The 12,900-nt window shown below is 38.8% G+C and carries 12 protein-coding genes; 5 read left to right on the top strand and 7 right to left on the bottom strand.

The window, feature by feature from the left end; genetic code table 11:
• The first annotated feature begins 20 nt into the window (after positions 1-20).
• Positions 21-2,690 (top strand): WG repeat-containing protein, encoded by a 2,670-nt coding sequence (locus IJ00_RS21840; protein ID WP_035156682.1) that lies wholly within the window; start codon positions 21-23, stop codon positions 2,688-2,690.
• Between the two features lie 67 nt (positions 2,691-2,757).
• Here the strand turns inward: IJ00_RS21840 and IJ00_RS21835 are convergent, their stop codons facing one another.
• Together IJ00_RS21835 and IJ00_RS21830 are read right to left on the bottom strand one after the other, a co-directional pair.
• Entirely contained in the window at positions 2,758-3,177 is a 420-nt protein-coding gene (locus tag IJ00_RS21835) for a TerB family tellurite resistance protein (protein WP_035159459.1), read from the bottom strand.
• A 66-nt stretch (positions 3,178-3,243) separates the two neighbouring features.
• Entirely contained in the window at positions 3,244-4,584 is a 1,341-nt protein-coding gene (locus tag IJ00_RS21830; protein WP_035156681.1) for a 16S rRNA (cytosine(967)-C(5))-methyltransferase, read from the bottom strand.
• On the opposite strand from IJ00_RS21830, the gene IJ00_RS30015 reads away from it, so the two are divergent.
• Positions 4,583-4,711: a hypothetical protein gene (locus IJ00_RS30015; RefSeq protein ID WP_256388826.1), complete on the top strand. Its 129-nt coding sequence runs from the start codon at positions 4,583-4,585 to the stop codon at positions 4,709-4,711. The genes IJ00_RS21830 and IJ00_RS30015 overlap by 2 nt on opposite strands.
• 24 nt (positions 4,712-4,735) lie before the next feature.
• Positions 4,736-5,842, top strand: a complete 1,107-nt coding sequence (locus IJ00_RS21825) for a heparan-alpha-glucosaminide N-acetyltransferase domain-containing protein (RefSeq protein WP_035156679.1) — start codon at positions 4,736-4,738, stop codon at positions 5,840-5,842.
• 569 nt (positions 5,843-6,411) lie between these two features.
• On the opposite strand, the gene IJ00_RS21820 is transcribed toward IJ00_RS21825, so the two are convergent.
• From IJ00_RS21820 to IJ00_RS21810, 3 genes are all read right to left on the bottom strand, one after another.
• Complete coding sequence (locus IJ00_RS21820) at positions 6,412-7,605, bottom strand: glycosyltransferase (protein WP_035156677.1); 1,194 nt, start codon at positions 7,603-7,605, stop codon at positions 6,412-6,414.
• 404 nt (positions 7,606-8,009) lie between these two features.
• Positions 8,010-8,795 carry a Nif3-like dinuclear metal center hexameric protein gene (locus IJ00_RS21815; protein WP_035156674.1) on the bottom strand — a complete coding sequence of 262 codons (786 nt, stop codon included), beginning with the start codon at positions 8,793-8,795 and terminating at the stop codon, positions 8,010-8,012.
• A gap of 147 nt (positions 8,796-8,942) precedes the next feature.
• On the bottom strand, positions 8,943-9,356 hold the full coding sequence (locus IJ00_RS21810) for a secondary thiamine-phosphate synthase enzyme YjbQ (protein WP_035156671.1): 414 nt from the start codon (positions 9,354-9,356) through the stop codon (positions 8,943-8,945).
• Here IJ00_RS21810 and IJ00_RS29255 point away from each other — a divergent pair.
• Positions 9,348-9,533: a hypothetical protein gene (locus tag IJ00_RS29255; protein ID WP_168163517.1), complete on the top strand. Its 186-nt coding sequence runs from the start codon at positions 9,348-9,350 to the stop codon at positions 9,531-9,533. The genes IJ00_RS21810 and IJ00_RS29255 overlap by 9 nt on opposite strands.
• Positions 9,534-10,588: 1,055 nt before the next feature.
• Positions 10,589-11,890, top strand: a complete 1,302-nt coding sequence (locus IJ00_RS21800) for a PrsW family glutamic-type intramembrane protease (protein WP_052754513.1) — start codon at positions 10,589-10,591, stop codon at positions 11,888-11,890.
• 191 nt (positions 11,891-12,081) lie between these two features.
• On the opposite strand, the gene IJ00_RS21795 is transcribed toward IJ00_RS21800, so the two are convergent.
• Both IJ00_RS21795 and IJ00_RS21790 read right to left on the bottom strand, forming a co-directional pair.
• Positions 12,082-12,372, bottom strand: a complete 291-nt coding sequence (locus IJ00_RS21795) for a hypothetical protein (protein WP_035156666.1) — start codon at positions 12,370-12,372, stop codon at positions 12,082-12,084.
• A gap of 6 nt (positions 12,373-12,378) precedes the next feature.
• On the bottom strand, positions 12,379-12,861 hold the full coding sequence (locus tag IJ00_RS21790) for a VOC family protein (protein WP_035156664.1): 483 nt from the start codon (positions 12,859-12,861) through the stop codon (positions 12,379-12,381).
• Between the last annotated feature and the right edge of the window lie 39 nt (positions 12,862-12,900).

Below are 12,900 nucleotides of genomic sequence, written 5' to 3'. Positions count from 1 at the left end.
AAATTCAAAATTCATTTTGAGTGTTTACCGATATTCAAAACCATTGGGCAGAAAAATCGATTCTGCAACTGCGATCGCTAGGTTTAATTAATGGCTATCCCGACGGTACATTTCGACCAAATGCCTATGTCACCCGTGGGGAATTTGCCGCCATTGTGGCTAGAGCTTTTCCCAAACTGCAACCCATTCGCACCGCGATCGCCTTTAAGGATGTCGGTAATCGCTTCTGGGCTTTCAACGTCATTCGCCAAGCTTACCAAACTGGATTTATTGCTGGCTATCCCGATAGAACCTTCCAACCCCATAGGTTAATCTCGCGGCTGCAAGTATTCTTGGCGATCGTCAGTGGCTTGAAATATACTCCCACTCAATTATCCAGGGAATTTCTGGCACAATTTTACGATGACGCAGGGCAAATTCCCAATTATGCTCTGGGAGCATTGGTAGCAGCCACGGAAAAAAGCCTCGTTGTCAACTATCCCCAGGTGAAACTTCTCAATCCCAACCAGACAATTACTAGGGGAGAAGTGGTAGCAATTATTTGTCAGGCATTAAATATCCTTGGAGTTGAGCAACAGTATATACCTCTCAAGCTAGCAACCCAATTACTATTTGATGATGCTGATAATTTTTCTGGAGGTAGGGCAAGGGTCAGAATTGGCGAGAAATGGGGTTACATAGATAATACAGGGAAAGAAGTCATTCCACCGCAATTTCACAGTGCCAACTCATTTGCTACCAGTCAGTCACAACAACTAGCCTTAATAAAAACACAACGCCAGATAGAATTACCTTTCAATGCTGGAATTCCCCCTACAGTGACTGAAACGCGAGGAGTTTGGATCACCACAACCGATAGCCAGGTACTCTCCTCCCAGCAAAACATCGCCACAGCCATGGAATTTCTCGCCCAACATGGCTTTAATGTCGTCTTTCCCGTCGTTTGGAATAACGGATATACAAATTATCCTAGCCAAATTATGAAAGACAATTTTGGTGTAGAAATTAACCCCCGTTTCCTTGGTAGAGATCCCCTCGCAGAATTGATTATTGAGGCAAAACGGGTAGGTTTAGCAGTCATTCCCTGGTTTGAATATGGCTTTGCCAGTTCCTACAATCAAAATGGTGGGCATATTCTTAGAGACAAACCCCAATGGATTGCCCGTGATTTTAGTGGTAATTTACTCAAGAAAAATAACTTTGAGTGGATGAATGCCTTCGATACCGAAGTTCAGAATTTTTTTCTGTCTCTGGTCTTAGAAGTAGTGAAGAAATATGATATTCAAGGCATCCAGGGAGATGATCGAATGCCCGCTCTGCCATCGGAAGGTGGTTATGATGCTCAAACAGTGGAGCGCTACACCCAGCAATTTCACCAAAATCCACCCCAGAATCACAAAGAACAACAATGGGTGCAATGGCGTGCAGATATCCTAACTAACTTCTTAAATCGCTTTTACCGAGAAATCATTCAAACCAACCCCAATTTAATTATTTCCTCCTCACCCAGTCTCTATCCTTGGGGCTTAAATGAATACCTCCAAGATTCCCAAACTTGGACAGATTGGGGATTGATAGATTTAATTCACCCCCAACTCTATCGCCGCACCTTTAGAGAGTATCAGGATTTAATCGATAGACTACTGCGGGAACAATTTACACCCAACCAACAAAGCTTACTAGCCCCAGGAATTTTACTAAAAATCGGTTCCTACAGGATTTCTGCCCAATTATTATTACAAAAAATCCAATATAATCGCGATCGCGGCATCAAAGGCGAAGTATTATTTTTCTACGAAGGTTTACGGGAAAATAACGATGAGTTAGCTCAAGCTCTCAGTTCTTCCCATTATGCCCAACCAGTTGCTTTTGAGACTACCACCATCAAGACACGGGGATTTACTGGCGATCGCCTGGGTGTCAGTTACAGCTACATCAATGTTTCTGGAGAAACAGTCAGCCAACTATCCTACGATTGGGTTGATGACTACAGTCAAGGGTTAGCGCGGGTGAGAATGGGCTTTAAGTGGGGTTACATTAATCCATCGGGGCAACTAGTCGGTAAATTACAATTTGATGCTGCCGAGCCTTTTATTCAAAGTAATATTGAACCCTCATCCTTAGTTTTAGCCCTAGTCAAAATTGGTAATGAGTCTAGATACATTAACACGTCCGGCGAAACTGTTTTTCGCTGCCCCTATGATGCAGTCACTTCTTTTCAGGAAGGATTAGCTGTAGTCAAATTTCTCGACAAATATGGATATATTGATACTAGTGGTGCAATGGTGATTCAGCCGCAGTTTGACGAGGCAAATCTGTTTTTTGCAGGATTAGCTGTAGTCAAATTGAACGGAACCTATGGCTACATTGACACCACAGGAAAATTTATCATTCAACCACAATTTGAACAAGCTCAAGCATTTTCCCAGGGATTGGCAGCTGTAAAAAACCATCAGTGGGGTTATATAAATCCCAAGGGTGAAACGGTGATTCCTTTACAATTTGTGATTGCAGAATCCTTTAGTGAAAATTTAGCAGCTGTCAAAGTTGCTGATTCCTGGGGTTATATCGACTTAACAGGAAAAACTGTGATTCAACCCATCCTTGATCAGGCTAAACCCTTTCGGGAAGGATTCGCTTCCATCAAACAAGGTAATAGATGGGGATATATCAAAATCCCTGCCACCTAGAACAAAGCCAGGAAAGATAGCCGTGAATCTTAAGCAAAATTTGCATTAATAACCCACGGCAAATTATTCAATTTTGAATTTCCACCCAGCGACGGTATAACTTTTGAATTTGCTTCAATAAATTACCCGTCTTTGCTTGTTCTGGCTCACTATTGTCAGATATATTTTGCAAAGTCGTTAATAACCTTGCTTCTTCTATTCCGACATCGCCATCACTATATATTAAGCCGCTAATTGCTTGAATTAAGTTCTGGCAATCTTCCGTACTCGGTTCTTCACCAAGATACTCCTTCACCCAGTCATAACACTGTGTTGGCTTGACAGGGACTAGCTCATACAGCCAAGGTTTAATTTCTGGATCGCTAGACAAACCCTTTGCTTGGGCAATTTGACGCAGATATTGCCTTTCTTCTGGCTGTATTCTGCCATCAATCCAAGCCGCACCAATCAGGATTTTTACTAAGTTTTTCACATTAGAGTTAGCCATGACTACTGCCTCCTCTGGTTGATTCTGCCCTCCATGAAATCTTACATCCACTCATGGTATTCATCCCTAATTATTGGCTTTTCTTAAGCGCACCATGAAAAAGCCGTCCATGTCTTGCTCCTGGGGTTTGACTTGCAACCAGCCTGGTGATGTAGAATACATTTCTCCGATAAAATTCTCAACTGGTTCTATATGCCAATCAGGATGGGTTGTTAAAAATTTCTGCACAACCTGGATATTCTCTGCTGGATGTAAGGTACAGGTAGCGTAAACTAACATACCTCCAGGCTTGACAAAAGTAGAAGTATGGGAAATCAGTTCAGTTTGTAATTGAGCCAGTTCTTGTACAGATTCTGGTGTTTGTCGCCATCGCGCATCGGCATGACGATGTAAGGTTCCTAACCCAGAACAAGGAGCATCAAGTAATACACGGTCAGCAGTATGGGCAAATTGGGGTAAGTTTCGACTATCACCCGTGCAGATGTCAATTGATTCTAAGTGCAAGCGACGGGCATTTTCTTGGAGTTTACGCAGACGGGAGGGAGTGACATCACAAGCCCAAATTTTCCCCCTATCCCCCATCAACTCTGCAATGTGGGTGGTTTTACCTCCCGGTGCCGCACAGGCATCAATTATTACCTCCCCCGGTTGGGGGTCAAGGATATGAGCCACTAATTGAGCGCTACTATCTTGTACAGTCCACCAACCTGTATCAAAACCTGGTAGCTTTTGGATTGCTCCTGGGTGAGATAGCAAGCGTAATCCTTGGGGTAGGTGGGGGAGAGTTTTACAGGACACACCGACGGTTTTTAAAGCTGTGGCGACTTCTGTAAGGGAACTGCGAAGGGGATTAATCCGTAAATCAATACTGGGTGTTTGGTTCATCCAGATACAGAGTTTTTCCGTTTCCTCCTCACCAAATTGTTCCTGCCACACCTCTATAATCCAATCGGGAAAACTGTGGCGAATACCGAGGTTTTGACTGAGAAAAGATGGGGAGTCAGCAGTTCTGAGGTATTGACGCAGTAAACCATTGACAAAACCCGTCAGTCCAGAAAAACCGTTTTCCTTGGCTAATTCTACGGTGGTATTGACTGCTGCGGAGGGGGGAATACGTTCAGCAAAACGGAGTTGATATAAACCGATGTGGAGAATGGTACGTAAATCTTTGGGTTGTTGGTGGGATGGTTTCTTGGCAAGTTGATCAATAATGCTATCCAGGGTGCGTTGTCTGCGGGTGCAACCGTAAACTAATTCTGTTGCCAGACGGCGATCGCTCATCCTTTCTGCGCTTCCATCATGATGCAAGCTATTTTTTTGTAAAACCCTATCTAAAGCTATATCAGCAAAAGCCCCCTTGTGAATATCTCTTAGGGCTAAAAAAGCAATTTGTCGGGGGGAAATCATGTTTATGGTGCAACTGGCAATGGAAGATGATTATGATTCTGCCAGAGTTGGGGCAATTATCAACACAATATATTTCCGCAGGTTTGACAAATTACCTACCTTTGCTAGATTGGGAGGGCAAAATTAACTCCTATAGATATTATTTCCATGTATGAAAAATAGAGATTATTCCTTAGATATGATTAAGGGAATTGCCTGCATTTTAATGTTAATTGCTCACTCGCAAATGATTCCCGTCAGTAAGATATTATTTATCTCAGAGCAAATATCTGGATTTGCACCAGTTTTATTTTTTGCTGTTGCTGGGGTAACTGCGACTTTTCAAAGTACAAAAAAGAAGATTCATCATATTATCCTATTCTATTGTTTTTTAGGTTTGCTGGGTATTTCTTATAATCATATCTGGCAACCCCAGATGAATATTCTACAGAGAATTGACTGCAATATTTTGCAAATCATTGCTATAGGTGTAATAACAATTAGTATAATCGAATATTTTTGGAAGCCCAAGAAAATATCTTATCTATTGCTAACGATAATTACTTTTGCTATTCACTACCTATTTACAGAGGTTATAAAAGTCCCTAATTTTCTTTTAACCCATTTTTTCTTTGTCGGAAATGCCGCAGGTAAAACATTTCCTGTCTTTCCCTGGATTTCTCTATTTTTTGCAGGGATATTTGCTTACTACATCAAAAATTACTGGAATCTAGTTTTTAGCATTGCTATAGTGACGATATTTCTCTGTATTTTATATTTTTACCCAGAAAATATCATCCTAGTAGATGAAAAATGGCAGATATCTACAGTATATTTTTTGCGTGCCTATGGTATTTTATTTCTCACATTTTATACCTGGCGAAAATACACAAAATATCTCTATCCTCAAAATTTTATCGTTTGGTTGGGTCAGAATTCACTCTTATTTTTGTATGTTCATTTTATTTCTGTAAAAATAATATTTCCCTCTCTGCCAATTAATAATGCTTATTTGATAATTATTGGCTGTTTTGCTACTTCTATTTTTATGATGCAAGGAGTTAAATATCTAAATCAGTTTATTAGTCATTATTTTCAAAATATTTATGTATGGATTGGAATCTTAATAATTATACTTGCAACTCCGATTCTATTAAATAATTTGACAGTGATTCAATTTTTAGAGCTAACTATGGGAATTATTTTTGCTAGTAACTATCAAGTTTTATCGCAAGTTATACAAGAATATGGAATCAAGACAATTAAGCATAAAAATTAATATATATCATGCATTGAGAGAGAATTTAACTTTTATGGAGAGGAATATAATAATGTTTTTTGTCTTTCGATATTTCTTGGTAAATTATTAAGAACGAAATCTACTAAGGAGTAGGGTAAAAGAATTAGAGAGACTATAATTTTTTATCAAGCATTTCGTGAAATAGTATAACCTTCAAGGGAGGAGGAGAATAAATTTTTCATCTCTCCTGATGTATGCAATTCATGACAGATACTTCAAAATATCTTTACTTTACGTAAATTTGATGAGCTTGGATACATTCGATAAATCGATAGAAAGCTGATCCAACGGGGATTATAAATTCCGTCTAACATCCAAAGTCCATTAAAAATTGACTCGAAATCGACAAATCGAATCCTTTGCTATCAATCCTATTATAGAGGAATTGAGCTATTAGACGGCGATTTTCAATCAATTTCTCGAACCGTCGAACTCACGTTTACTTATATGAAGTAGCATTCTTTCGTAGCAGTTTCAAGATAATGAGATTGCTTCCCAACTGTCGTAATTACAGTATCGAGACAAGTATTTCTGAAATGAACCTAGTACTAAACTGAAATCAGAGATTGAATTGAGGATAGTTCTAAATTTGTCCCGAAACTAACTGTATTCTTTACCTTTGCAGCTAAGTTCTGGAGATTATCTTTACGCTCTTGAATTTTCGTTGTACTTTCTAATCCTACAGTAGTGAGAATTTCTTCCCAACGATATATCCAATCATGTCTGAGCAAAGAATTAATCACATTATTTTGACGAATCCTGAGTAAGGATTCTGGTTGAGCATTTAATTGGGAAATCACAGATGCAATATCTGGACAGTCAAAAGGAACTGAGATGACAGCATCTTGCCAATTGAAATTATCTGTAAAAGCTTGACACTGGGGTGGAACTCCTAACATAATAGCTCCTCCGGCTGCACCTTCAAAAAATCGGGGTCCAACTTCTTCTTGAGGATTAGTTTTACCAAGTAAATCAAACTTAGCTTTATTAACTATCATGTAATTGCTTCTCTTAACCAAATTCGCATATAAATTGCGATGTTCCTGGGGATTAACTACATATAAGTCTTTAATCGTGTCATAAACATAGAAGAAAGACTCCCTATTTGATAAGTCAAGTAAGGCTTTATGGGTAATTTGAGAACGACGACCGATACTATATATATCAATACTACGTTGGGCATTGGTGACTAAATCATGGGGGAAGAATTTGACTGTATCTACGCCATAGGGTAGAAAATTACAGGGGCGCTTAATCAGTTCAGCAACTTGATTGATGCTGCCGCTCAAATTCATAAAAACATGGTCAAAATCTTTTAAGAGATTGAGTTGTACTTGCCATGCATTTATATCTTTTGACCAAATTTCATCTAACCAACAAACCGCATGGCGACATTTTTCTCGCCAACCTTTAATTGAATTAAGTACTAAAATATCTTGAATCGATTGACAAAGAAAGAAGAACAAATCATATTCTTGTTCTATTCGCAATTTACTGCTAGGTAAGGATGAAGCAGCTTTACCATTTTTAACAATTTGGACTAATTGATTTGCTAATCGATTGGTAACTTTAAACGCTGTAGGGTTAAAAGTGGGTGTAATAATATCAACAGTGTCACAACTGGCGATTAAATCTTCCAGTTCGTAAGCACCACAGCGTGAAACATGATGCTTTAAGTTTCTCATAGAAACTAGCAAAACTCGTGATTTTGCATCAGAAGAAGATGATATTTGTTGTGACATAGTTGTGTTGCCTCTATGTTAAGTCGGTTTCCTTGCTGGATAAAGAATCAGGTGAATAGCATCAAATTACGCGAACTTATCCGAAACTTTACAATATTGATAAATATAATTTTTATCCTTTTCTCGCTTGTATAGTCGGTGAATATAGTAAAGATAGTAAATTTTCTATTACCCTTAAGTATTTATACCAGAGATTTTTTGAAAAAAATACAATGAAACATAGGAAACACCATAGACGAAATTCTATTAAGATTAAGTAAAGAAAGTCACTAGTTAATTAAATAATCCTTAAAGATTAGTTGTTAATACTGAGGATGTGATTGAAATTTTGGTTATGGGGCTGTAGAGAAAAGTGAAGCGGTAGGGGTTATGAACTTTTGTCCCCTTTGCTCCTGATTGTTGACTTAGTAAAATTTACGAAAATCCTCATCTTTGTGACTAAGTTGTACCCAGTCGAGCTTCAGAGAGCGAAATATCTGGGCTAAACGATCGCAGGCTGGGCGTTCAGTGGCATAATGTCCGGCATCAACGAGAATTAACTGGCGATCGCGGCTTTCTTGAAATTGATGAAACTTACAATCAGCAGTCAAGTATACTTGGGCACCAGTTTTGACAACTGCGGAGATAAAACTCGCCCCAGAACCACCTAAAACTGCAACTCGCTGAATCGTCTGTTGCACATCTGCGGTGGGAGAAACAAGTAGGTGAGGGACTTGCAGACTTTTTTTGATAGTAGTCAGTAATTCTTGTAGAGTTAATTCTGGTTGTAAATTACCTACCCGTCCATATCCTAAACCTGCTTGGGTAGGAACAATGGGAGATACATCCTCTAATTCTAAAATTTGTGCTAGGACATCAGCTGTACCATTGGCTACCTGGTCAAAATTAGTATGGGCACTATAAATACCGATACGATGGGTAAAGGCTAACTTTGCCATTTCTCCAATGGGATCACCACTGCATAAAGATTTTGGAGGGTTAAATATTAGGGGATGGTGAGCAAAAATGAGATTTGCACCCAGGGCGATCGCCTCTTCCATCACAGCCAAAGTTGGTGTTAAACAAACCAAGACACGAGCATTCATCTGAAGAATACCAGGCTCAATTTGCCATCCACAATTATCCCAGCTTTCACACCAAGCGGGATTTGCCCATGCTTCAAACCAGGTAATTAAATCTGCTATTTTCATACAGGAAATTGACTTGGGGACAATTCGTAGTTGGGAATGCTCCCTTGGGGAGAGCAACAGTAATTCTTAATTGAAAAATCCTGATTTTACAAGGGATAGTTTCAGGTTCTCAGGGTGAGAATTCTCCTATGGAATTTGGATTGGCAATCAACCAGAAATATGAACTACGACTTCTCTAATATGTTGATGCTGTCGGTGTTCCCAAACATAAATACCTTGCCAAGTTCCTAGTACCAAATGACCCCGATTAATGGGAATATGTTCAGAGGTATGGGTAAGAGCCGTTCGGATATGGGCTGGCATATCATCAGGACCTTCCGCATCATGAATATACTGAGCGGCTTCTGGTACGAGTTTTGCCATGAAATTTGCTAAATCTTTGAGTACATCTGGATCTGCATTTTCTTGAATCAGCAAACTAGCTGAGGTATGGCGTAAAAATAAGGTACAAAGTCCAGTTTCGACACCAGACTCCGCAACGATCGCCGCAATACTGGGAGTAATATTTTGTAGTGATTTTCCCGTAGTGGAAACTCTTAATAACTTCTGGTAGTGAGTCATCTGATTGAAGATTGGGGAGTATCTGAAGGTTGGGAATCAGGGTTATGTATGTTAAGATACAGAATCATGGTAAGTCTTTCTGAAAGCCAGAAACAAGGCATAATTATAACTTCTTGTGACTGTTGGAGCTATGGCGATATTTCACCATCTGGCGATCGCTACGTTGTTGATATTTGAGAAAAACCAAATGGTATTTCGCTCATAGATTTCCTCACCTTCCACACATGCTGAGAATAATGGCAATAGTGGAAAATACGGAATTATCTCTTTTTTGGAAAAATCACCTAGTTGATTTTGCTGTTGTGTGACTGGTCGTTGCCAGATAAGCTTTATAGGTGAAAGTGAATTCTTAATTCGCTTTCCTGGTTGCAAATTCATTAGGGTCATCTTTTTCAATTCATCTGAAATAATTTCGATTGGAGAAATCAAATATTCTTTTATTCTCTGTGCATCTTTCTCAAAAAATAGTCACAAGCAATAAAATTTCATAGATTTGACGAACTTCACCTAATGATTCGAGGATAACGAAACTGCGGTAAATTTCGTTGGTTAGGTGAAATACTATCACAAAAGCTTCTTGCAGAAGATAGGCGAAAAGAAACAGGAAACGATTGGTTCATGCACTTCCTCTTCTTTTCGCCTTTTCCCTATTCTTAGGTTAAAGGCAGTAGAAATCATTCATTAAGATAAATTTAACCTGCTTTGTATATAATTATGTCAGTAGAATATCCGCACCTTTAAAACTGTATACTTTTACATATCTAAACCTCGTCTATCTAGACAACTGTAGTTTTCCATAAAGACCTTGAGATTGCTTCCTTAAGTCGCAATGACGCATTTGAACTGCTCAAAAAACTTCGGGTTTCATTATGGACGAGGTTTAATTCAGGATGTGTTCTACTTTAGAGACATCATGCCGGGAAGTCAAACCAATCTTGTCTAGCAAAGTCTGTATCATAAAAGCATTCAAGTCTCAGAAGCCATTTTTTAGTCTTAATTTTTACTTGACAAATTTCAAGTTTTAGCAATAACTGATATTACCAAAGCTAATTTATATAAAATCTCTGAAAATACTCTGCAAGTTAATAGTAGTATTGGAAACCAAGAGATAAACTTTATCTAATCTTCATAAAGTATGAATCTCACGTCCGAAAAACTACATTTATGCAGTGTATAAACTCCTGTGTAAACGGATGATTCCCTAACTGACACCACAACCAGAGTATCCAGCAATGACAAGTAATTTCCAAATTCAATTAAATTGGCAAGATCCAGATTCTGAAGTGCAGCGATCGCCTAGTTTAAATGTACCAATTGCCTTGGGGCGAGAATTCTCACAAATGCCTACTACACACAACAATCATCGTGTAGTACGTATGGTGCTGAATAATAAGCAGGTTTCCCGCTATCATGCCCTCATTGATATTGAGCATAACCATTTGGTAGTTATCGATCAAGGAAGTGCAAATGGTGTTTTTGTTAATGGTAAACGTCAGGATAAATGTATTTTAAACAATGGTGATAGTTTACAAATTGGTGCTTACAAAATCAATCTGACTTTTGACCCCAGTTTAGCTCCCTCCTATCCCAGTGATGATACTGCTTTTCCCCATCAACAACTTGACTCCAAAGTCGGCATGACGGATATTTTTCCCATCATGTCCAAACAGTTTAATTTACATACCCATGATTTTCTTATACCTGGGATTGTTACAGTTCTTTTTGTTGTTGCCCTTTTAGCAACTCGTAATAGTGAAAATTTTCTGTATATTTTGGCAGCTTATTTAGCAGCTGCCAGTCATTATTTTATTCATAAACTTTGCCATAAACATAAACCATGGTGGTTACTAGTCAGTGTCTGTCTAGTTACAGCCCTACCAGTAATTAGCCACTTTCATACAATTATTAATATTACAGACTATATATTTCCGGAAGCATTACTAAAACAAAAAAATAATATTTTTGTAATTATATTAAAGGCGTTTGTTGGCAAAGGTTTATTTCAAGAGTTATTTAAAGCTGTGCCAATTCTCTTAATTTATTTTCTGGCTAGATTATTACCGGCATCTCAACAGAAAAAAATCGGAATTTGGGAGCCAATTGACGGCATACTCCTAGGAACAGCTGCTGCCACAGGATTTGCCTTTGTAGAAACTATTATGCACGCCCATGAAGAAATCGCCCATAGTGGTGGTCAATTATCCGCAGGATTGACTTTATTAATCCCGCAAATTTTAGGTGATATTTCTGGGCAAGTTGCCTACACTGGATATTTTGGGTACTTCATTGGTTTAAGTGCCCTCAAACCTAAAAAACGCTGGCAACTTCTCGGAATTGGTTTTCTGACTTCCGCAGGAATACATACTTTTGCTGCTACAGCAATTATGTTACAAGAGAAAGAAAAATTGACTGTCTTAGCTAGTCTTTGTTTAGCAATAATTGGCTCTGCTGCCTACGCATTTTTGATGGCTGCAATTCTCAAAGCGCGTCATTTATCACCGAAACAATCACGTCATTCCTCCATGGCTCACTAGTTTTACTCACACAAGATATTCTGCCATGGAGAAAGGTTTAAAAGTGGAAGATATTAGGGATTTGTAGCCTATTTATCCTTCACTTTAAACTTGTTTTAAGAGGTGATAAATATCACGTATCTAATTTAGATTATGGAACTTGGGTGAAATATAGTATTATCAAAAGTCAGGAATTGAGTCTCTGGTAGATATTAAGAATCTTGGGGAGGAGTGACAGTAATCATTTTCGCTGCACTATCCCAAACAATCCAAGCTGATTTTCCTGCTTTCACATCTTCCAGATTACTGGCGACTTGAAAATAAATTTTATCACGACCCTTCTGTTCCAGGGCAAAGTCTGCATTCTGTGCATAGGAAATAATAAAACCGCGATCGCGCAGACAATACATCACCCATTGTTTGAATGACTGTCTTCCTGGATCATAGGGTAGGGGTGGTTTATTGAGAGCTTCTGCAATCACCTGGAATAATTTATCTGTCATGCTGGCTTATTCATCCACTGGATCACACCGAATTTCTATCATAAACCCATCGGGGTCATAAAAATAAACACCGCGCCCTGTGGGACGAGATACGGGACCATGGGCAATGGTGATATGATGCTCTTGGAGTACTTCCAGTGCTTGGTCAAATAATTGGGGATGAATATCAAAAGCCAAATGATAGGCTCTGGTAAAGGATTTTTCCGGGTTAGGATCCGGGGGTGATAATTCTGGTTCTCCAAATAAGTCTAAAACCGTACCATCTGGGGTAACAAAATTAGCAACTTTACCCGCAGCAACTAACTCTAGTAAGGTTTTAGGAATTTCTTCCCCAGTTAGCTCATACAAACCGAGAATTTCACCGTAGAAATGACGGGAAGCTGCCATATCTTTGACATTCAAGGCAATATGATGTACCTTCCGCAAGTTCCCTGGAATGAGTTTTTTAGGATTTGTGGTAGCAGTAGAGATTAAAGGTGTTTCCCCCATATCCTCTTTGGTTGCAAGTTGAATAATCAGTATCAGAAA

Source organism: Calothrix sp. 336/3, from assembly GCF_000734895.2.
Lineage (GTDB): Bacteria > Cyanobacteriota > Cyanobacteriia > Cyanobacteriales > Nostocaceae > 336-3.
This window is presented reverse-complemented; position numbering and strand designations above follow the sequence as displayed.

Bases quoted from the DNA above. Each gene is read 5' to 3' on its own strand.
- IJ00_RS21835 (WP_035159459.1), bottom strand. From the start codon at position 3,177: ATGGCTAACTCTAATGTGAAAAACTTAGTAAAAATCCTGATTGGTGCG.
- IJ00_RS30015 (WP_256388826.1), top strand. From the start codon at position 4,583: ATGTTTATGGTGCAACTGGCAATGGAAGATGATTATGATTCTGCCAGA.
- IJ00_RS21830 (WP_035156681.1), bottom strand. From the start codon at position 4,584: ATGATTTCCCCCCGACAAATTGCTTTTTTAGCCCTAAGAGATATTCAC.
- IJ00_RS21825 (WP_035156679.1), top strand. From the start codon at position 4,736: ATGAAAAATAGAGATTATTCCTTAGATATGATTAAGGGAATTGCCTGC.
- IJ00_RS21820 (WP_035156677.1), bottom strand. From the start codon at position 7,605: ATGTCACAACAAATATCATCTTCTTCTGATGCAAAATCACGAGTTTTG.
- IJ00_RS21815 (WP_035156674.1), bottom strand. From the start codon at position 8,795: ATGAAAATAGCAGATTTAATTACCTGGTTTGAAGCATGGGCAAATCCC.
- IJ00_RS21810 (WP_035156671.1), bottom strand. From the start codon at position 9,356: ATGACTCACTACCAGAAGTTATTAAGAGTTTCCACTACGGGAAAATCA.
- IJ00_RS21800 (WP_052754513.1), top strand. From the start codon at position 10,589: ATGACAAGTAATTTCCAAATTCAATTAAATTGGCAAGATCCAGATTCT.
- IJ00_RS21795 (WP_035156666.1), bottom strand. From the start codon at position 12,372: ATGACAGATAAATTATTCCAGGTGATTGCAGAAGCTCTCAATAAACCA.
- IJ00_RS21790 (WP_035156664.1), bottom strand. From the start codon at position 12,861: ATGGGGGAAACACCTTTAATCTCTACTGCTACCACAAATCCTAAAAAA.